The sequence below is a fragment of the Streptomyces phaeochromogenes genome (assembly GCF_001418655.1).
Classification (GTDB): Bacteria; Actinomycetota; Actinomycetes; order Streptomycetales; family Streptomycetaceae; genus Streptomyces; species Streptomyces phaeochromogenes.
The window spans coordinates 1-20611 of the sequence record NZ_LIQZ01000238.1; the positions used below are offsets into that span (position 1 = coordinate 1).

A 20611-nucleotide genomic window follows, 5' to 3' on the forward strand; every position below is an offset into this window, starting at 1 on the left:
CATCCCCCGGTGCACCACAGAACCCCGCCCGCCCGGGCGCAGGCCTGTGCGTCCCGGTCGTCGGCCTGTGCTTCAACGGAAACGACAGCAACAGCAGGTAGCAGGAGGGGGCGGACCACCTACCTCCAGTCGCTAGTTACTCCGCCGCCTCAGCTGCCACGGCTCGACCACTCCCAGCCCCCGCACAGCCCGCTGCCACATCGGCTGAAGCGCGAAGCGGTACGACGGCGGCTCCTCGCCCTCCTTCTCCGCGGCGGCGGCCTCGTCGGCGGCAGCGGCCTCGGAGACGGGCGCGTCGCCGGTCCGGGTCAGTTCCTCGGCGAACGCCCCGTCGACCAGGACGGCGTCCTTCGGGGCTATCGAGGTCAGCCGGGACGCGAGGTTGACGGTCGTACCGAAGACATCGCCCATCCGGGTCGTCACCGTGCCGAAGGCGATACCGACCCGCAGCTCGGGCATCGTCTCGTCGCCGGCCATGGTCTCGATCAGCCGGAGCGCGATCTCGGCGGCGAGGCCCGCGTCGTCGGCCGCGTACAGCACCTCGTCGCCCAGCGTCTTGATCAGGCGCCCGCCGTGCGCGGCCACCAGGTCCGCCGCGGTGGTCTCGAAGGCCTCGACGAGTTCGCCGAGTTCCTCCTCCTCCATGCGCCGGGTCAGCCGTGTGAAGCCGACGAGGTCGGCGAAGCCGACGGCGAGCCGCCGGTCGACCATCTCCTCGTCGTCCGCGGCCTGCACGACACGGCCGGTCGCGGCGGCGAGCTGGCGCCGCCAGACGTAGACGAGGAACTCCTCCAGCTCGGGCAGCAGCAGCTCGACGAGGGGGTACGTGACCTCGGTGCGCGTCATGCCCGGTTCCGGGGGCTCGGTCAGGCCCTCCAGGAAGGAGTCGATCTGCCACTCGGCCAGCCGCGCGGTGGTCTGCCCGGTCGAACGGGCGACCTGGACCGCCATGGCCTCGCTGAGCAGCCCCGCCTCGACCAGACCGGAGAGCCGGCGCAGCGCCAGTACGTCGGCCTCCGTCAGCGCCTTGGCCTGGCCGATGTCCGCGAAGCCCATGGCCCGCCAGAAACGGGTGGCCAGCTCCACGGAGACGCCCGCGCTGCGGGCGGCCTGGAAGGGGGTGTAGCGGCGCTCGGCACCGAGGATGAGCTGTTCGAGACGCAGGGCCAGCGGATCCTCCTCGGAGGCGGCAGCCTGCGCCTCCGCACGGTCCGCCCCGTCGCCCCGGCCCGCGACCTCACCCCGGCCGCCACCGTCCACGCGACCCGCGGCCTCCCCCCGGCCCGAGGTCTCCACCGGACCCGAGCCTTCCGCCCGACCGGAGGTTTCCATCCGGCCCGCGTCCTCCGCCCGGCCCGCGGCCGACGTCCCACCCGACGCCTCTACCTGATCAGCCTGCTGATCCGCCCGCCGACCTGCCTGATCCGACGCCTCGGGCGCACTCGGCGCCCCATCCGGCGTCTCCGTCCGGTCCGGCGTTTCCGCCCGGTCCGTTCGGCCGTCCTGCGCGTCCACTCGGTTCTGTTCCTCCACCCGCGCGTGCGCCTCGGCCCGATCGATGCGTGCGGCCGCCGTGTCGGCGACAGACCCGGTGGTACGCCCCGGCTCACCGTCGGAGGCGGTGTCACCCGTGCCGGAGCCCGTGTCGTCGACGGTCACGCCTGCTGCCCTTCCGATCTGCCGCGGTCAGGTATCGACCGGCCTCAACTCTACGGCAGGTGTGCTCTGGCTCACTCCCGACCGCCGAGGCCGGACGGCCCGAGGGCCACTCCTCCTGCGTGGGTCCGGCGGCCCACCCCCACTCGTACGGCTCGTACGCGCCCCTTGCTCACCACCAGGCACGGCAGGCATGACTGGCACGAAGTTTCCCGCGCGCCCCTGTGGTCACGTCCGTCACCGGTCGCCCGTCATCCGTCACCGGTCGCCCGTGTCTCCCGTATCCCCCTGATCCCCCGCCGGCCGCAGATGCACGATGTCCCCCGCGCCCACGGGCTGCTGCACGCCCTCCGCCGTGGCCAGGACCAGTCGTCCGTCGCCGTCCACGGCCACCGCCTCTCCGGTGATCGACTTGTCGCCGGGCAGTTCGGCCCGTACGACCCGCCCGAGCGTGGCGCAGCCGGCGGCGTACGTGTCCTGGAGGCCGGACCTGGCCGGGTCGCCGCCCACGCTGCGCCACTTCTCGTACCACTGGCCGAGGGACCGGAGCACGGCCCGCAGGATCGTGTCACGGTCCGTGGTCGTCGCTCCCGCGAGGAGGAGCGAACCCGCGCCCGGCACGGGCAGCTCGTCCTCGCGGAGCGTGACGTTGATGCCGATGCCGACGACGACCGCGTCGGGTCCGGCACGCTCGGCGAGGATGCCGCCGGTCTTGCGTTCCTGGCCGTCCACGGTGACCAGCAGGTCGTTGGGCCACTTGAGTGCCGTGTCGACCCCGGCGGCGCGGGACAGCGCGGTGGCCGTCGCGACCCCGGTGAGCAGCGGCAGCCAGCCCCAGCGCTCAACCGGCACTCCGGTCGGTTTCAGCAGGACGGAGAAGAAGAGGCCCGAGCGGGCCGGTGCCGTCCACTGGCGGTCCAGGCGCCCGCGCCCGGCGTCCTGTTCCTCGGCGACGAGGACCGTGCCCTCCTCCGCCTTGCCCTCGGTGGCGAGGGCGACGAGGTCGGAGTTGGTCGAGCCGGTGTGCTGTACGACGTCGACAGCGCGCCAGAGCCCCTCGTGCCCCCCGTTGCGCACGAGCGCGCGGCGCAGGGCCACGGCGTTGAGCGGGGGACGGTCCAGGTCGGACCACCGATTGCTGTTCGCGTCTGAGTCGTCTCGCGGCGTCATGCAACCCACCCTAGGTGTGGTAAACGCCGCACTGCCGAACGGTAGGCACGCCACTACGCTACGGATGAGTAGCCAACCCCCCTTCTGAGCACCACCCAGCAGCGTTCAGCACGTCCGAAGCACCTCGTGTCACCTCACCCTCACGTCCCCACTGAGCAGGCAGGGAGCCGCATCCCGATGTCCGAGCCGGAACAGCAGCACGAGATCGACATCCACACCACCGCGGGCAAGCTCGCGGATCTGCGGCGCCGCATCGACGAGGCGACGCACGCCGGCTCGGCACGTGCCGTCGAAAAGCAGCACGCCAAGGGCAAGTTGACGGCTCGTGAGCGGATCGAGCTGCTGCTGGACGAGAGCTCCTTCGTGGAGTTCGACGAGTTCGCGCAGCACCGCTCGACGGACTTCGGCCTGGCGGACAACCGCCCGTACGGCGACGGGGTCGTGACCGGCTACGGCACGGTGGACGGACGCCCGGTGGCCGTGTTCTCCCAGGACTTCACGGTCTTCGGCGGCGCGCTCGGCGAGGTCTACGGCCAGAAGATCATGAAGGTGATGGACTTCGCGCTGAAGACCGGCTGTCCGGTCATCGGCATCAACGACTCGGGCGGCGCCCGTATCCAGGAGGGCGTCTCGGCGCTCGGCATGTACGGCGAGATCTTCCGCCGCAACACCCACGCCTCGGGAGTCATCCCGCAGATCAGCCTGGTCGTCGGCCCGTGCGCGGGCGGCGCGGTCTACTCCCCCGCGATCACCGACTTCACGGTGATGGTCGACCAGACCTCGCACATGTTCATCACAGGGCCCGACGTTATCAAGACGGTCACGGGCGAGGACGTCGGCTTCGAGGAGCTGGGCGGCGCGCGCACGCACAACGCGGTGTCGGGCGTGGCCCATCACATGGCGGGCGACGAGAAGGACGCGATCGAGTACGTCAAGTCGCTGCTGTCCTACCTCCCGTCGAACAACCTCAGTGAGCCGCCCGCCTTCCCGGAGGAGGCGGACCTGGCCCTGACGGACGAGGACCGCGAGCTCGACACGCTGATCCCGGACAGCGCCAACCAGCCGTACGACATGCACACGGTGATCGAACACGTCCTGGACGACGCCGAGTTCTTCGAGACCCAGCCGCTGTTCGCGCCGAACATCCTCACCGGCTTCGGCCGGGTCGAGGGCCACCCGGTGGGGATCGTCGCCAACCAGCCGATGCAGTTCGCGGGCTGTCTCGACATCGACGCGAGCGAGAAGGCGGCGCGCTTCGTCCGCACCTGCGACGCCTTCAACGTCCCCGTCATCACGTTCGTGGACGTCCCCGGCTTCCTCCCGGGCGTGGACCAGGAGCACTACGGCATCATCCGCCGCGGCGCGAAGCTGATCTACGCGTACGCGGAGGCCACCGTCCCGCTGATCACGGTCATCACCCGCAAGGCCTTCGGCGGCGCGTACGACGTCATGGGCTCCAAGCACCTGGGCGCGGACCTCAACCTCGCCTGGCCGACCGCCCAGATCGCCGTGATGGGCGCGCAGGGCGCGGTGAACATCCTGCACCGCCGCACCATCGCCGCGGCCCCCGCCGACGAGCAGGAGGCCACCCGGGCCCGCCTGATCCAGGAGTACGAGGACACGCTCCTCAACCCCTACACGGCTGCCGAGCGCGGGTACATCGACGGTGTGATCCTGCCGTCCGACACCCGCTCCCACGTCGTACGCGGCCTGCGGTCGCTGCGTACGAAGCGGGAGTCCCTGCCGCCGAAGAAGCACGGCAACATCCCTCTGTAGGACGCCGGTCGAGAGCAGACGAGTCGAGAGCGGGAACGTTCATGATCAAGGTCGTAAGGGGCAACCCGACCCCCGAGGAGCTGGCCGCCGCACTGGCGGTGGTCCAGGCCCGCGCCGCGGCGGCGGCAACCACTCCGCCCGGCGCGACACAGGAACGGCCGGCCTGGTCCGACCCGTCCCGGGTGGCCCAGAGGCGCCTGCCAACACCGGGTCCACGAACATGGGCCCGCACCTTCTGGCCCGGCTAGAGGACAGCGCCCCGACAGGGACGCGGGGCTGTGACACATGCGGCTCCTCCCCCACTCTCGGCTTCGCTCGACCGGGGGGACCCCCATCGTGGGCGCAACAAGCCACGGCGCACCCGCGGTCAGAGAACACGAGCGACAGCGTCGGCCATCACCTCGTACCCGGCATCATTCGGGTGCAGGTGATCGCCGAAGTCGTACGCCCCGCGCAGCACATCCGGCGCGTCGGGATCCCCCAGCGCCCGGTGGAGATCGGCGACCGCGTCGTACTCCCCCGAGCAACGAACCCACTCGTTCACCTCATGACTCACCTTCGCCGCCCGCTCCCCCCAGTGATCGGACCCGCCGAAGGGAAGCAGGGTCGCCCCCACGACCCGGACCCCGCGCTCCCGGGCCTGCCGGATCAACTCCCGGTGCCCCGCGACGAGTTCGCCCACCTCCACGAGCGGCGCGGGCCGATACGTCGGCTGCTCGTCCGTCTCGCTGAAGCCGATGTCGTTGAGCCCCAGCAGAACGACGAGCGTGTCGACGCCCGCGAGCGCGAACACGTCCCGCTCCACGCGCCGGACGCCCTTCTCCCCGTACCAGGCAGAGTCGTTGAGCAGCAGGTTCCCGCCGATGCCGGCGTTGAGGACGGGCCGCCCCGTGCGCTCGGCGAGGGCGTCGGACCAGCGCCGGTTCGCACCGGGCGTGGACCCGAACCCGTCGGTGATCGAGTCGCCGAACAACGCCACGGCGTCCGTACGCCCCGCTGAGACGTCGACGCCGGACAGGAAGTACCAGGACTCACTGGCCTCGTCGAAGGCCTCGCCCCCGGTGTCCTCCAGGAGATCGCCCGTGCCCCGGTAGCTGGTGGTGAAGGCCTGCGCGTGGAAGGTGGCGGGCCCTGTGACGGCGTCCAGATGGAGGGTGACCGTCACGGATTCGCCTGATTCCAGGGCAAGTTCGGCCGCGTCTCCGATGATCTCCCCTCGCGCGGGCACCTCGACGGAGGCGGCCCCCGCGAAGGTGAGCCGCCGGACGGAGTCCGGCCGCACGGCGGCTCCGCGGGCCGTACGGGCGACCGTGGCTCCCGCGATCCGGAGCGGCGAGGTCCCGTACGCGTTCGAGAGGCGGATACGGACCCGGTCGCCGCCCGCACCGAGGCGGACGACCTGACGCAGGGACTGACGCCAGAAGCCCTCCTGCGACCAGTTGGGCGTGAAGCCCGTGCTGGGCAGCTGGGGCGAGGCGGTCCAGGCGGTGGTGAACACGGCACATCCCTCCCTGAGAGGATCGGGACCCGTTCCCTAATGGAATCACAGTCCCTTTAGTGATGCCCGGAACGGTAGCAGGGAGGATGGCCCTAATGGAACCCCAGACCCTTTTACTCAAAATGAGTACGCGTACTCAGGCGCCCGCGCCCGCGACGGAGTCACGATCGTTGTCATGCTGTGGTCCGACCCCGAGAACGAGCCGCCCAAGGAACTGCGTGACATGCAGGACATGTTGCGGCGGCTGGGCATTCTCCTGGCGCTGGCCGCGGTGCTCGCGATGATCGTGCTCGGCGTGATGTGAGCCGCCCCGGCCCCGCCGATACCCTGGCCGCATGACTGATCAGCCACGCCGCCGACTCGTCCTCGCCTCCCAGTCCCCCGCCCGGCTCGGACTGCTGCGCCAGGCCGGACTCGCCCCCGAGGTCATCGTCAGCGGGGTCGACGAGGACGCCGTGAGCGCCCCGACCCCCGCCGAACTGGCACTCGCGCTGGCCGAGGCGAAGGCGTCCGTGGTGGCCGCGAGGCCGGAGGTCAAGGGCGCCCTGGTGATCGGCTGCGACTCGGTGCTCGACCTGGACGGCGAGGCACTCGGCAAGCCCGCCGACGCCGAGGAGGCGACCGCGCGCTGGAAGGCCATGCGTGGCCGCGCGGGCACGCTTCAGACCGGGCACTGCGTCTGGGACACGACGGCCGGGCGCCACGCCTCGGGGGTCGCCTCCACCGTGGTCCGCTTCGGCGAGCCGAGCGACGCCGAGATCGCCGCGTACGTCGCCTCGGGCGAGCCCCTCCATGTCGCGGGGGCGTTCACGCTCGACGGCCGCTCGGCCCCGTTCATCGACGGCATCGACGGCGACCACGGCAACGTCATCGGGATCTCGCTGCCGTTGGTACGCCGTCTGCTGGCCGAACTGGGCGTCGGGATCACGGAGTTGTGGACCCCGCGCGAGAAGTGACGCGCGGGGCGGGACGAACGGTCGGGCAGTAAGAGGGAGTAGGGCCGTCAGGAGGCCGAGGGCGCCGGAGGCGGGATGACCGGCGTCCCGCCGCTGCTCCCGTTCGCGGCGCCGCCGCCCGTCGCCCCGCCGTCCGGCTTGGCGTCGTCCGGCCCGGCGTCGGAGACGGTGCCCTCGCGACGGTCGTACGTCATGAAGATGAGCACGATCAGCCCGAGCACCACCATCATGAAGGCGAACGCGCCCCAGCCCACCAGGCCCACCGTGAACGCGCCGAGCAGGGCGTGCACCACCGCCGCGCTGAACAGCAGGATGCGGCCGACGCCGGCGGGGGCGCGGTCGCGCAGGGCCACGCGCAGCGCGACGACACCGCAGAGCGCGAAGTAGAGGCCGAAGAGCAGGCCGGCGACCTTCGAGGACGTGGACATCACGTCCGAGTCGAGCCCCGCCAGCGACATGTCCTGCCGGTCGACGACTATCCCCATGAACCAGTTGACCAACGCGATGCCTATCGCCTCCGCGAAGAGCACGATCGCGGTCACCCATGCCACCGGTCTGCGCACCACCGGTCCCCACCCACTTCCGACTGCCGCTCGACCAAAACTGCTGTTACCTCAAGTACGTTCGAGACAGCCTGCACGCTACTAACGGGTAAACCGCGGGACAAGGGATCTACGGAGGGCAAAGATTCGTTGGGCCATTCGTAGGGACTCCACAAAGAAACGGAGTGGGGCGCAGCACGCTCTCACAGAGACCTTGACCACATCGGAGGGCTAGGGTTCTTGGGAAGCCCCCTGCGTACCGCGGTGCGACAAGGGATTTCGCGGACGAGCGGGCCTCGTATCACGCTCCGTGTGGGCAAGCTCACCACCGGGGACGGGTCGATACGTCGTGTCGGCAGTCCCTAAACTCGGCTTGTTTCAAGGAGAGGGAGCCAACGTGCGCAAGGTGTTGATCGCCAACCGTGGCGAAATCGCTGTTCGTGTCGCCCGGGCGTGCCGAGACGCCGGTATCGCGAGCGTGGCGGTGTACGCCGAGCCGGACCGGGACGCACTGCATGTGCGGGCCGCGGACGAGGCGTTCGCGCTGGGCGGTGACACCCCCGCGACCAGCTACCTCGACATGGCCAAGGTGCTGCAGGCCGCCAAGGACTCCGGCGCGGACGCCATCCACCCCGGCTACGGCTTCCTTTCCGAGAACGCCGACTTCGCCCAGGCCGTCCTGGACGCCCAGCTGATCTGGATCGGCCCGCCGCCGCAGGCGATTCGCGACCTGGGCGACAAGGTCGCCGCCCGGCACATCGCGCAGCGCGCCGGCGCCCCGCTGGTCGCCGGCACCCCCGACCCGGTCTCGGGCTCGGACGAGGTCGTCGCCTTCGCCGAGCAGCACGGCCTGCCGATCGCCATCAAGGCGGCCTTCGGCGGCGGCGGTCGCGGCCTGAAGGTCGCCCGCACCCTGGAAGAAGTCCCCGAGCTGTACGACTCGGCCGTCCGCGAGGCGGTGGCCGCTTTCGGCCGCGGCGAGTGCTTCGTGGAGCGCTACCTCGACAAGCCGCGGCACGTGGAGACCCAGTGCCTGGCCGACTCCCACGGCAACGTGGTCGTCGTGTCGACGCGTGACTGCTCGCTGCAGCGCCGCCACCAGAAGCTGGTCGAGGAGGCGCCCGCGCCGTTCCTGTCCGACGAGCAGGTCGCCGAGCTGTACTCCTCCTCCAAGGCCATCCTCAAGGAGGCCGGCTATGTCGGCGCCGGGACCGTGGAGTTCCTGGTCGGCACGGACGGCACGATCTCCTTCCTGGAGGTCAACACCCGTCTGCAGGTGGAGCACCCGGTCACCGAGGAGGTCGCCGGCATCGACCTCGTACGCGAGATGTTCCGCATCGCCGACGGCGAGGAACTCGGCTACAGCGACCCGGAACTGCGCGGCCACTCCTTCGAGTTCCGCATCAACGGCGAGGACCCGGGCCGGGGCTTCCTGCCCGCTCCCGGCACGGTGACCACCTTCGCCCCGCCGTCGGGTCCGGGCGTGCGCCTGGACGCGGGCGTGGAGACCGGCAGCGTCATCGGCCCGGCCTGGGACTCCCTGCTCGCCAAGCTGATCGTCACCGGCGCCACCCGTGAGCAGGCCCTGCAGCGGGCCGCCCGCGCGCTGGCCGAGTTCAACGTCGAGGGCATGGCGACCGCGATCCCCTTCCACCGCGCGGTCGTGACGGACCCGGCGTTCGCCCCCGAACTGACCGGCTCCAGCGACCCGTTCACGGTCCACACCCGCTGGATCGAGACCGAGTTCGTCAACGAGATCAAGCCCTTCGCCGCTCCCGCGGACACCGAGGTGGAGGACGAGCCGGGCCGCGAGACGGTCGTCGTCGAGGTCGGCGGCAAGCGCCTGGAGGTCTCCCTGCCGGTCTCCCTCGGCATGTCGCTTGCCCGTACCGGCCTCGCGGCCGGCGCCAAGCCCAAACGCCGCGCGGCCAAGAAGTCCGGCCCGGCCGCCTCCGGCGACACCCTCGCCTCGCCGATGCAGGGCACGATCGTCAAGGTCGCCGTCGAGGAGGGCCAGGAGGTCAAGGAAGGCGACCTCGTCGTCGTCCTGGAGGCCATGAAGATGGAGCAGCCCCTCAACGCCCACCGCTCCGGCACCGTCAAGGCCCTGTCCGCCGAAGTCGGCGCCTCCGTCACCTCCGGCGCCCTCATCTGCGAAATCAAGGACTGACCCACCCGCACAGCCTCAAGGCGCCCGACGAACAGGATCAGCCTGTCCGTCGGGCGCCTCGGCTTAAGAGCCCGGTCAGGGGCAAGCGCCCCGTCAGGGGCGCGGGGCTGTGACATATGCGGCTCCGCCGCGTGGGCGCGACCAGCCACAACGCATCCGCAACCCCCGAACAACAACAATGGGGCAGACCAGTTGGGATCGGGCAACCACATCCCACCCCCGGCACGCAGGAGAGGCGAGGTGACTCACATGGCCAAGCCACCGGCAGGTATGCGCGCCGACGCCCGCCGCAACCACGAGCGACTGATCTCCGAGGCCCGCACGGCATTCGCCGAGTTCGGCGCGGACGCCTCCCTGGAGGACGTGGCCAGAAGGGCCGGAGTGGGCATCGGCACGCTCTACCGGCACTTCCCGAACCGCCAGGCGCTGCTGAGTTCGGTCTTCTCGGACGCGGTGAGCGATCTCCTCGACCTCTCGCGCGAACTGCTGGACGACCCGCAGCCGTGCACGGCGCTCGTGACATGGCTGCGCGCCATCATCACTCATGCGAGTGAGTACCGCGGTCTGGCGCGGGCGCTCATGGCGGCCTCGCACGACGACGCATCGGAACTCGCCCGGTGCAGCGGTCCGATGCGTGAGGCGGGCAGCGCCCTGCTCGCCCGTGCGCAGCGGGCGGGCGCCGTGCGCTCCGATGTCTCCATCGGCGACCTGCTCCAGCTGACCAACGCCATCGCGCTGGCGGCCGAAGAGACCCCGGACGATCCGGAGTTGGCCGACCGCCTGCTGACACTGACGCTACGGGGCCTCAAGGCCTGACGCCCCGACACGTACGTACCACCGACCCGCGTGCCACCGGCCCGCGTTCTGCCGTGGCCGCGCTTCCCGACGTACGAACTGGACCGTCGTCCGTCAGGATCCGGGCCGGGCCGCCGACCGCCCGTCAGCGTCGGCGCAGGTCCGCGACGCGCGCCCGCTCACTCTGGGGCTGATCCCCCAGAACCGCGGCGGCACTGCGCAACTGCGGGCTTCCACCGGGGACCTGGCCACGCCTGGGGCCGGGCAGCGGCACGTCCCGGCGTGGCGGCTGGCGCCCCGCCGGGACCGTATCCCCGCCCGAACCACCGGCTCCGGCCACCGCGATCTGTACGCCCTGATCCGCCAGGGCCTGCAGTTCGGTGCCCGCTCGGTCGTCGTGGGCGGGCGGCTCGTCGGTGACGAGCCTGGTGATCACGTCGGTCGGCACGGTCTGGAACATCGTGTCGGTGCCGAGCTTGGTGTGGTCGGCGAGGACGACGACCTCGGCAGCCGCCTGCACCAGCGCGCGGTCGACGGACGCCGACAGCATGTTGGAGGTGGACAGGCCGCGCTCGGCGGTCAGTCCGCTCCCCGACAGGAAGGCCCGGGAGACCCGCAGCCCCTGGAGGGACTGCTCGGCCCCGCTGCCGACCAGGGCGTAGTTGGAACCGCGCAGGGTGCCGCCGGTCATCACGACCTCCACGCGGTTGGCGTGGGCCAGCGCCTGGGCCACCAGCAGGGAGTTGGTGACGACGGTCAGACCGGGGACCCGCGCGAGCCGGCGGGCCAGCTCCTGTGTCGTGGTTCCCGCCCCCACCACAATGGCCTCGCCCTCTTCGACGAGACTTGCGGCGAGATCGGCGATGGCCGTCTTCTCGGCGGTCGCGAGATGAGATTTCTGCGGAAAGCCGGACTCCCGCGTGAACCCGCCCGGCAATACCGCACCGCCATGCCGGCGGTCGAGGAGTCCTTCTGCCTCCAGTGCGCGCACGTCCCGCCGTACGGTCACTTCGGAGGTCTGGACGACGCGGGCGAGCTCACGGAGCGACACGGCCCCATTCGCTCGCACCATTTCGAGGATCAATTGGCGACGTTCTGCAGCGAACACGAAACTGACAGTAACCCCAACGACCGTCTGCTTTCAGCAGTTTGCGCCGAATAACAGAAGTTGTTCGCACCGCAGGGCACGAAGTGGTATACGCGCCTAATCGCGGAGCCTATGCCGCACGAATGGGCCGCGACTCACCGTCACCAAAGGCCCGACGATCCCCGTGACCAGCGGGGAACCGTCTTACGCCGTCAGGATTCGCCCTCGGTCTTCCGGGTGTGCAGCTGCCGGGCCACCTCGGCGATCGAACCCGACAGGGACGGATACACGGTGAAGGCGTTCGCGATCTGTTCGACGGTCAGGTTGTTGTCGACCGCGAGCGAGATCGGGTGGATGAGTTCCGAGGCGCGCGGCGAGACGACCACACCGCCGACGACGATCCCGGTGCCCGGGCGGCAGAAGATCTTGACGAAGCCGTCGCGGATGCCCTGCATCTTGGCGCGCGGGTTGCGCAGCAGGGGCAGCTTGACGACCCGGGCGTCGATGACGCCGCCGTCGACGTCCGCCTGGGAGTAGCCGACGGTGGCGATCTCGGGGTCGGTGAAGACGTTGGACGAGACCGTCTTGAGGTTCAGCGGGGCGACCGCGTCCCCGAGGAAGTGGTACATCGCGATCCGGCCCTGCATGGCGGCCACGGAGGCGAGCGCGAAGATGCCGGTCACGTCACCGGCGGCGTACACGCCCGGGGCGGAGGTCCTGGAGACCCTGTCGGTCCAGATGTGCCCGGACTCCTGGACCTTGACCCCGGCCTCTTCGAGACCCATGCCGTGGCTGTTCGGGATGGCGCCGACGGCCATCAGACAGTGCGAGCCGGTGATGACCCGGCCGTCGGCGAGCGTCACCTCGACGCGGTCGCCGACGCGCTTGGCGGACGCGGCGCGCGAGCGGGCCATGACGTTCATCCCGCGCCGCCGGAACACGTCCTCCAGGACGGCCGCCGCGTCCGGGTCCTCGCCCGGCAGCACGCGGTCGCGGCTGGAGACGAGCGTGACGCGCGAGCCGAGGGCCTGGTAGGCGCCGGCGAACTCGGCACCGGTGACACCGGAGCCGACGACGATGAGCTCCTCGGGCAGCTCGTCGAGGTCGTAGACCTGCGTCCAGTTCAGGATCCGCTCCCCGTCCGGCTGCGCGTCGGGCAGCTCGCGGGGGTGCCCGCCGGTGGCGATGAGCACGGCGTCGGCGACGAGCGTCTCCTCGCTGCCGTCCGCGGCCCGTACGACGACCTTGCGCGAGCCGTCCAGGCCCTGCATGCCTTCGAGCCGCCCGCGGCCCCGCAGGACGCGGGCACCGGCGCGCGTCACGGAGGCGGTGATGTCGTGCGACTGGGCGAGCGCGAGCCGCTTCACACGGCGGTTGACCTTCCCGAGGTCGACACCGACGACCCGCGCGGGCGTGTCGATGTGAGGAGTGTCATCGGCGACGATGATCCCCAGCTCCTCGTACGACGAGTCGAAGGTGGTCATCACCTCCGCCGTCGCGATCAGGGTCTTCGACGGGACGCAGTCGGTGAGCACCGACGCCCCGCCCAGACCGTCGCAGTCGACGACGGTCACCTCCGCGCCGAGCTGGGCGGCCACCAGGGCCGCCTCGTATCCGCCGGGTCCGCCACCAATGATCACGATCCGAGTCACGTACTCCATTGTCCCGCACGCTTCAAGGTGCTTCCGCCCGGGGGCCGCCGACGGGGCGAGGACACAGGATCCGGGCGGCACGGACACGGGATCCGGACGGCACGGACACGGAATCCCGGCGACACGGACCCACGATCCCGGCGGCCCGGATACGGAATCCCCGCGGCGTCCCCGCGAGAATCCCCGCGGCGCGGATACGGAATTCCGGGTGCTCCGGTTACGGGAGAGGCGCACGCGTTCGCTGCCGTACTCTCGATCCATGTCGCTCTACGCCGCGTACGCCGGCAATCTCGACCCGCGGCTCATGACGCGCCGCGCTCCGCACTCGCCGCTGCGCGCCACGGGATGGCTGAACGGCTGGCGGCTGACGTTCGGCGGCGAGCACATGGGCTGGGAGGGCGCACTGGCCACCATCGTCGAGGCCCCGCGCTCGCAGGTCTTCGTCGCCCTCTACGACATCGCGCCCCCGGACGAGGAGTCCATGGACCGCTGGGAGGGCGTCGGCCTGGACGTCTACCGGCGGATGCGGGTACGGATCCACACGCTGGAGGGCGAGGAGGCCGCGTGGGTCTACGTCCTCAACGGCTACGAGGGAGGGCTCCCCTCGGCCCGCTACCTCGGCGAGATCGCCGACGCGGCGGAATCCGCGGGCGCCCCGCACGACTATGTGATGGAGCTGCGCAAGCGTCCCTGCTGACGCACGGGATCGGCGTTCGGCTCCCGCACGGGTGCCCGTCGCAGGGCGGCCCTCGCGGTCTTCGGCGGAAACAACAAGACAACGATCGCAATCCCGTGACCATCACCATCTACGCGCGTAGGCCCGGACCGGCTACCCTCGTGCGCGTGAACGCATCTCTTCTTCCGGACGACATCCAGGGCGACCCGTACGCCGCCGCCGACGCCGCCGCCGTGCGCGTACGGGAACTGACGGGCGCCGAGACCCACGACGTCGCCCTCGTGATGGGCTCCGGCTGGGCACCCGCCGTGGACGCCCTCGGCGACCCCGCGGCCGAGTTCCAGGTCACCGAGCTGCCCGGCTTCCCGCCGCCGGCGGTCGAGGGCCACGGCGGCCAGGTCCGCTCGTACGAGATCGGCGACAAGCGCGCGCTCGTGTTCCTGGGCCGCACCCACTTCTACGAGGGCCGCGGTGTCGCCGCCGTCGCGCACGGCGTCCGTACCGCCGTGGCGGCCGGCTGCAAGACGATCGTGCTGACCAACGGCTGCGGGGGGCTCCGCGAGGGCATGCGGCCCGGGCAGCCGGTCCTCATCAGCGACCACATCAACCTGACGGCGGCGTCGCCGATCGTCGGCGCGAACTTCGTCGATCTGACGGATCTGTACTCGCCGCGGCTGCGCGCGCTGTGCAAGGAGATCGACGGGACCCTTGAGGAAGGGGTGTACGCGCAGTTCCCCGGGCCGCACTATGAGACGCCCGCGGAGATTCGGATGGCGCGTGTCATCGGGGCGGACCTGGTGGGGATGTCGACGACTCTCGAGGCCATCGCGGCGCGTGAGGCGGGTGCGGAGGTGCTCGGTATCTCCCTCGTCACCAACCTCGCCGCCGGCATGACCGGAGAGCCCCTCAACCACGAGGAGGTCCTCCAGGCGGGCCGCGACTCCGCCACCCACATGGGTGCGCTGCTGACCCAGGTTCTGGATCGCCTGTAGTCCCTCGGGGGCTCCGCCTCCGAACCCCCGCTCCTCAAACGCCGGAGGGGCTGAATACTTCGTGGCCCGGGCCGACACTTTCAGCCCGTCCGGCGTTTGAGGACGAGGCCGTTCAGGCCGATAGGGGGTCTGGGGGCGCAGCCCCCAGGGACAGGACAGGCACGCGGCACCACAGGACAACAGGCAAAGAGAGAGGTTGACCCGACGTGCAGGACGGACTCACCGCACGGGCCAAGGCATGGCTGGCCGAGGACCCCGACGCGGAAACCCGTGAGGAACTCGCCAAGCTGATCGACGCCGAGGACACGGCGGAGCTCACCGCACGCTTCAGCGGCACCCTCCAGTTCGGCACAGCCGGCCTGCGCGGCGAACTCGGCGCCGGCCCGATGCGCATGAACCGCGCGGTCGTCATCCGCGCCGCCGCGGGCCTCGCCGCGTACCTGAAGGCGAAGGGCCAGACCGGCGGCCTCGTCGTCATCGGCTACGACGCCCGCCACAAGTCCGCCGACTTCGCCCGCGACACGGCGTCGGTCATGACGGGCGCGGGCCTGCGCGCCGCCGTACTCCCCCGCCCCCTCCCCACACCCGTACTCGCGTACGCCATAAGGCACTTGGGCGCGGTGGCGGGCGTGGAGGTCACGGCCAGCCACAACCCGCCGCGCGACAACGGCTACAAGGTCTACCTCGGCGACGGCTCCCAGATCGTGCCCCCGGCGGACGCCGAGATCGCCGCGGAGATCGCCGCGATCACGAGCCTGGCCGACGTCCCCCGCCCGGACAGCGGCTGGGAGATCCTCGACGACGGTGTCCTGGACGCCTATCTGGCCCGTACGGACGAGGTACTGGCCGCCGGCTCCCCGCGTACGGCCCGCACGGTCTACACGGCGATGCACGGTGTCGGCAAGGAGACCCTGCTGGCGGCGTTCGCCCGGGCCGGCTTCCCGGAGCCGGTCCTCGTCGCCGAACAGGCCGAGCCCGACCCGGACTTCCCGACCGTCGCCTTCCCCAACCCGGAAGAGCCCGGCGCGATGGACCTGGCCTTCGCGAAGGCCCACGAGACGGACCCGGACCTGATCATCGCGAACGACCCGGACGCGGACCGCTGCGCGGCGGCCGTCAAGGAGGGCGGCGCCTGGCGCATGCTGCGCGGCGACGAGGTGGGCGCGCTCCTCGCCGAGCACCTCGTACGCCGGGGCGCGCGGGGCACCTTCGCGGAGTCGATCGTCTCGTCCTCCCTCCTCGGCCGGATCGCCGAGAAGGCGGGCCTGCCGTACGAGGAGACGCTGACGGGCTTCAAGTGGATCGCCCGCGTGGAGGGCCTGCGGTACGGCTACGAGGAGGCGCTGGGCTACTGCGTCGACCCCGAGGGCGTACGGGACAAGGACGGCATCACGGCCGCCCTGCTGATCACGGAACTGGCCTCGGAGCTCAAGTCCGGGGGCCGGACCCTCCTCGATCTCCTCGACGATCTCGCGGTCGAGCACGGCCTGCACGCCACGGACCAGCTCTCGGTCCGCGTGGACGACCTGTCCCTCATCTCGGACGCGATGCGCCGTCTGCGCGAGCAGCCGCCCACACGGCTCGCGGGCCTGTCCGTCACGAAGGCCGAGGACCTGACGAAGGGCACGGACACGCTCCCGCCCACCGACGGCCTGCGCTACACGCTGGACGGCGCCCGCGTCATCGTCCGCCCCAGCGGTACGGAGCCGAAGCTGAAGTGCTACCTGGAGGTCGTGGTCCCGGTGGGCACCCACGACAACCTCCCGGCGGCCCGCGCGAAGGCGACGGAGCTGTTGGCGGCGATCAAGCGGGATCTCTCGGCGGCAGCGGGCATCTGAGGACCGGACGGACACCCGACGGGGTCGCGCTTCACCGCGGCCCCCGTCGGACACCCCAGTCAGGTACCGGCCGTCACAGGCCGTACCTGCTCTTCAAGTGGCGCCAGAAGTCCCGGTACATCCACTTGTCGAACTCCGTGATCTGAGCGGCGCTGCCCGCCTTCATGAGGAAGCAGCACTGGCCGGTCGGGGTCCAGTCGTAGAAGTCGTCGAGGCCGAAGGTGTGGCCGACCTCGTGCAGGTAGATGTGGATGTTCTCCTGCGACAGGGCGCCCGTGAAGTACTCCTGGCCGACGCGCTGGCCCCAGTCGCCGCCGGCGCCACCCTGGAAGCCCTTGGTGAGCCAGAGGGACTGGTCGTAGTGGCGGGCCGCGCCGCCCGGACAGCGGGAGTAGTTGCCGTCCTGGTGGAAGAAGCGGCCGCAGTCGGGCGCGCACTGCGGGGCGCCGCCCTCGTCGAGGCCGGTGTAGATGTCGACGGAGTTGTCGGTCCACTGGAGGGTCGAGCGGTTCTTCACCGCCCAGCCGACGATGTTGACCGGCACGCTGGTGTACGGCCAGGCGTTGTGGCCCGTGCCGTTGTCCACCATGGCGGCCGTCCACTTGCCGAACTGCTTCTTCAGGGCGGCGTGGATCCGGTCGCGCAGATCGGTGCTGACCGGGGCGTCGGACTCCCAGCGGACGCAGTAGTTGATGCTTCCCCGGTTGGCCATGACCTGGTCCCAGCCGTAGTTGCGGAAGCCGTAGAGGTCCGGGTAGGTGGTCGAGACGTGGTTCCACACCTCGCCCAGCGGCTGTACGAGGTTCGCGGGCGGATTCCACTGGTCGGCGGCCTTCGCCGGGGACACCGACGTGAGGGGCGAGGCGACCAACGCGACCAGGGCGGCGAGAACGGTGACCAGCCGCGCCAAGTGTCTGTGCACGGTGAACTCCCTTGGTGGGGGACGGGATTTCACCCTCAGGTCGCCGCCGACTCCCGCGAAGGTTGCCGGTCGGGCACCTCAGCCTCTCAGCCCCACACCACCAGCACCGCCGCCCACACCAGCCCCAGGAGCAGCACCAACGGCCAGAGCGGGCGCCCCCGTTCTGGTGCGGTGCTCTCTCCGGTGGGCCGCAGCGCGGGATCCGTACGCATGGCGGTGAGCTCGGCCGCCAGGGCGTCGTAGGGGTGGACCAGGCCCTGGCGTCGCTCGAACCACGCCCAACGCGGCGCCGCGACCGACCAGTTGTCACCCCGCCAGCGGAGCTTCAGTTCGAAGGACTGACGGCGTACGGACCGGAAGTCGTCCCAGGGGACGTGCCGGGGGCCGCGCAGCCCGGTGACCCACAGGCCCGAGCGGTCGGCGGTGATGCGCCAGGCGAGCTTCATGGGGACGCGTACGACTCCGTAGAGACCGAGTACGCCGAGGAGTGCCAGCTTCCACAGGGGCGCTCCGGACTCGGAGAACCACATCCCGACGAACCAGGCGCCCCAGAGCACGAGCAGCGCCGCGGCCAGCCAGTCGAGCCAGCCCGCACGCCAGCGGCGGACCGGGACGGGCGGCCGGTCGACGACCAACTCCCTTGCCTGTTCCTCCAGTTGGCGGTTCTGCTCCTCGCGGGCCTTCTCCTTGGCGGCCCGTCTCATGCCCGCGCTCGGCGACAGCGGCCGGACCGGTCCCGTCGACCACTCCGTGAGCGGCGGCTGGTCCGGGTCCTCGTCGGCGCTGACGACCACGAGTTCGGCGCCGTCGAAGGGAGCGCCGTAGAGGACGGCCTCGCGGACCGGCCCGGGCGTGTCGTCGTCCACCGCGTCGAGGAGCCGCTCCAGTTCCTCGTCGTCCGCCTCGCCGTCCGCCTCGTCCTCGTCCTCGTCGTCGTCCGGCTCCTCACCGTCGTACGACGTCAGGTCCACCGTGAAGAGCGGGCGCACCGCGGCGAGGTCGTCCGCCGCGTACACCTCCGTGGTGCCCTGCGCGTCGTCGCGCACGAGGACGCGCAGGACGGGCGCGGGGGCCCGGCGCAGGGCGAGGGCCCGGTGGCGGCCCAGCCACGCCGAGGCCAGGGCGGTCACGGCGAGCCCGGCCAGGTAGATGGCCACGACCCAGGAGCCCCGCTCGTCGTCGGGCGTGCCCCACAGGCCCGCGGTGGCGCCGGTGAGCACACCGAGCCCGAGCACCGTGAGGCCGACCGGGAACAGGAAACGGCCACGCTGGAGCACGGCGTCCGCGTCCGGGGTACGTGCCGTGGTGTCCCCGGCCGCCTCCAGCGCCCGTTCGAGCTGACCGCCACGGGCCCGCAGGCGTACGGCGACGGCGGCCCAGGTGACCACCACGACGAACGCCAGGACGGCGGTGAGGGGCCACGGCAGTGACCGCGCCTCCAGGGCGAGCGCCAGCAGCAGGACGGGCGCCCCGGCCCAGACCAGTTCGGGCCGTGCGAGCACCCACAGGACGTACACCGCGAACCCGGCCGCGACGAACGGCCACAGTCCGCCGAGCATCGCCGCCCAGGCGCCCGCGCACAGCGCGAAGGTGGACACGGCTGCCGCGACCGACCTGCGCACCCCCAGGAACGACCAGCGCGGAGGCAGTGCGGCCGACCAGACGCCGGCCCGCCCGGCCGTCCAGTCCCTGCAGCCGTCGGGTATCGCGGCCACGGGCAGTCGCAGCGGCTCGTCGTACGACACATGCACTCCTGGATCGCGTGGGAACGCCGGTGATGGCACCGGCGCCGGCACAGGTGGTGACAGTAGCGACCGGACGCCCCTGCCCGGGCCACCGGACCGCCTTCGCCCCCACCGAAATGCCGCCCTCTCGTACGGCCGGACGCGCCCATCGCCTCAAACGGGCGGGGACGTCGGGCCACGAAAACCGAGAGCCCCTTCAAGAAACCGCCAGGACGAGCGCGCACGCCCGACGGCCCCGGCCGGCCGGATGCTGCCGGCGAATCGCCGAGCGAGAGCCAAGTGGGCGCGCGGTCCCGGCGACAAGCCGTCCGCACACCGCGTCGCCGGGACTCTCACACCACTCGACAGCCGGTGACGGAATTCACCGACACCATCCAGCAGGTCCCGGCGGCCTCAGCCCATAGCCAGCAGAATCGCCAGCAGCACGGCACCGGCCGCCGCGGGCGCCACGATCTCGTACGCCCACCGCACCGACGCCTCGCCCTGCGCCCGCGGATCCTTGCCCCGGGCCTCCAGCAGCTCGCGCAGCTCCTCCATGATCTGGTCGCCCGCGGACCGCACCGGTCCGGTGGCCACCGCCGCGGCATGGTGCTGCTGACCGCCACGGGCTGCCGCCGCGGCCCCGCGGGCCTCCCCGCGCGCCTCCCGCCGCGCCGCCCGCTTGCGGCCCCGCAGCGAGACGGGCACGGCCCACACCTGGTACTTGGCGCCGGCCTTGTCGAGCACCTCGTTCGAGTAGCCCGACCTGAACGCCTCGACCGTCCCCCAGGGCAGCACGATCACCCGGAAGGGGTTACGGATGCGCAGCCGCCGCTCATTGGCGTACACGGCCGGCCGCACGGTGAACGCGAGCACCAGCGGAACCAGGAAAAGCAGCGCGGCCAGCGCCACCCACGGCGCCCGCCCCTCCCCCGTGACCAGCGCATCGATCCCGAGCCACCCCGCGATCGCGAGCAACAGCACCCCACCCGCGATACCGGAGGGCGACCGATAGACCCGATCCTTGAACTGAGGATCCGGCGTCTCCGGCACGGTCGGCTGCTGGTCGGGCGTCGTCATACCCCGATTCTGCCCGACGCCACCCAGGATCGATTTCCAGCCCCTTGTCTTTTCAGCCCTCCGGCGTTTGAGGAGCG

Annotated in this window: 18 protein-coding genes; 9 read left to right on the forward strand and 9 right to left on the reverse strand. The window is 71.3% G+C overall.

The features are described from left to right. Positions 1-132: 132 nt before the first annotated feature. Together AOK17_RS29345 and AOK17_RS29350 are read right to left on the reverse strand one after the other, a co-directional pair. The gene (locus AOK17_RS29345) at positions 133-1332 is read right to left on the reverse strand and encodes an adenylate/guanylate cyclase domain-containing protein (protein ID WP_107102528.1); all 1200 of its coding nucleotides are present in this window, start codon (positions 1330-1332) and stop codon (positions 133-135) included. 582 nt (positions 1333-1914) lie between these two features. Then, positions 1915-2826, reverse strand: a complete 912-nt coding sequence (locus AOK17_RS29350) for a biotin--[acetyl-CoA-carboxylase] ligase (protein ID WP_055615588.1) — start codon at positions 2824-2826, stop codon at positions 1915-1917. Between the two features lie 177 nt (positions 2827-3003). On the opposite strand from AOK17_RS29350, the gene AOK17_RS29355 reads away from it, so the two are divergent. Both AOK17_RS29355 and AOK17_RS48955 read left to right on the forward strand, forming a co-directional pair. Beyond that, positions 3004-4602, forward strand: a complete 1599-nt coding sequence (locus tag AOK17_RS29355; RefSeq protein ID WP_055615589.1) for an acyl-CoA carboxylase subunit beta — start codon at positions 3004-3006, stop codon at positions 4600-4602. A 41-nt stretch (positions 4603-4643) separates the two neighbouring features. After that, a complete protein-coding gene (locus AOK17_RS48955; protein ID WP_079053339.1) occupies positions 4644-4850 on the forward strand; it encodes an acyl-CoA carboxylase epsilon subunit in 207 nt (68 codons plus the stop codon). A gap of 119 nt (positions 4851-4969) precedes the next feature. Here the strand turns inward: AOK17_RS48955 and AOK17_RS29360 are convergent, their stop codons facing one another. Beyond that, on the reverse strand, positions 4970-6100 hold the full coding sequence (locus AOK17_RS29360) for an SGNH/GDSL hydrolase family protein (RefSeq protein WP_055615590.1): 1131 nt from the start codon (positions 6098-6100) through the stop codon (positions 4970-4972). 175 nt (positions 6101-6275) lie between these two features. Between AOK17_RS29360 and mmpB the strand changes: the two genes are divergently transcribed. Both mmpB and AOK17_RS29365 read left to right on the forward strand, forming a co-directional pair. Next, a complete protein-coding gene (gene mmpB / locus AOK17_RS53635) occupies positions 6276-6404 on the forward strand; it encodes a morphogenic membrane protein MmpB (protein ID WP_107102526.1) in 129 nt (42 codons plus the stop codon). Between the two features lie 31 nt (positions 6405-6435). Continuing rightward, positions 6436-7056 (forward strand): Maf family protein, encoded by a 621-nt coding sequence (locus tag AOK17_RS29365; protein ID WP_055615591.1) that lies wholly within the window; start codon positions 6436-6438, stop codon positions 7054-7056. A 47-nt stretch (positions 7057-7103) separates the two neighbouring features. Here the strand turns inward: AOK17_RS29365 and AOK17_RS29370 are convergent, their stop codons facing one another. Next, positions 7104-7622: a hypothetical protein gene (locus AOK17_RS29370; protein ID WP_055615592.1), complete on the reverse strand. Its 519-nt coding sequence runs from the start codon at positions 7620-7622 to the stop codon at positions 7104-7106. Positions 7623-7995: 373 nt separating this feature from the next. Here AOK17_RS29370 and AOK17_RS29375 point away from each other — a divergent pair, with 373 nt between their 5' ends. After that, positions 7996-9768 (forward strand): acetyl/propionyl/methylcrotonyl-CoA carboxylase subunit alpha, encoded by a 1773-nt coding sequence (locus tag AOK17_RS29375; protein WP_055615593.1) that lies wholly within the window; start codon positions 7996-7998, stop codon positions 9766-9768. 270 nt (positions 9769-10038) lie between these two features. After that, positions 10039-10584, forward strand: coding sequence for a TetR/AcrR family transcriptional regulator (locus tag AOK17_RS29380; RefSeq protein ID WP_055615601.1), 546 nt, complete (start codon positions 10039-10041; stop codon positions 10582-10584). A gap of 124 nt (positions 10585-10708) precedes the next feature. Here the strand turns inward: AOK17_RS29380 and AOK17_RS29385 are convergent, their stop codons facing one another. Together AOK17_RS29385 and AOK17_RS29390 are read right to left on the reverse strand one after the other, a co-directional pair. Continuing rightward, a complete protein-coding gene (locus AOK17_RS29385) occupies positions 10709-11671 on the reverse strand; it encodes a DeoR/GlpR family DNA-binding transcription regulator (protein WP_079053340.1) in 963 nt (320 codons plus the stop codon). Between the two features lie 191 nt (positions 11672-11862). After that, positions 11863-13311, reverse strand: coding sequence for an NAD(P)H-quinone dehydrogenase (locus AOK17_RS29390; protein ID WP_055615595.1), 1449 nt, complete (start codon positions 13309-13311; stop codon positions 11863-11865). 250 nt (positions 13312-13561) lie between these two features. Between AOK17_RS29390 and AOK17_RS29395 the strand changes: the two genes are divergently transcribed. The 3 genes from AOK17_RS29395 to AOK17_RS29405 all read left to right on the forward strand — a co-directional run bounded on the left by AOK17_RS29395 (position 13562) and on the right by AOK17_RS29405 (position 16808). Continuing rightward, positions 13562-13999: a gamma-glutamylcyclotransferase family protein gene (locus AOK17_RS29395; protein ID WP_055615596.1), complete on the forward strand. Its 438-nt coding sequence runs from the start codon at positions 13562-13564 to the stop codon at positions 13997-13999. A gap of 146 nt (positions 14000-14145) precedes the next feature. Next, positions 14146-14970 (forward strand): purine-nucleoside phosphorylase, encoded by an 825-nt coding sequence (locus AOK17_RS29400; RefSeq protein ID WP_055615602.1) that lies wholly within the window; start codon positions 14146-14148, stop codon positions 14968-14970. 206 nt (positions 14971-15176) lie between these two features. Continuing rightward, positions 15177-16808, forward strand: a complete 1632-nt coding sequence (locus tag AOK17_RS29405) for a phospho-sugar mutase (RefSeq protein WP_055615597.1) — start codon at positions 15177-15179, stop codon at positions 16806-16808. Positions 16809-16881: 73 nt separating this feature from the next. Here the strand turns inward: AOK17_RS29405 and AOK17_RS29410 are convergent, their stop codons facing one another. The 3 genes from AOK17_RS29410 to AOK17_RS29420 all read right to left on the reverse strand — a co-directional run bounded on the left by AOK17_RS29410 (position 16882) and on the right by AOK17_RS29420 (position 20534). Next, a complete protein-coding gene (locus AOK17_RS29410; RefSeq protein ID WP_107102527.1) occupies positions 16882-17730 on the reverse strand; it encodes a hypothetical protein in 849 nt (282 codons plus the stop codon). Between the two features lie 86 nt (positions 17731-17816). Beyond that, positions 17817-19475, reverse strand: a complete 1659-nt coding sequence (locus tag AOK17_RS50885) for a hypothetical protein (RefSeq protein WP_055615598.1) — start codon at positions 19473-19475, stop codon at positions 17817-17819. 393 nt (positions 19476-19868) lie between these two features. Beyond that, entirely contained in the window at positions 19869-20534 is a 666-nt protein-coding gene (locus AOK17_RS29420) for a PH domain-containing protein (protein ID WP_055615599.1), read from the reverse strand. Positions 20535-20611: the final 77 nt, after the last annotated feature.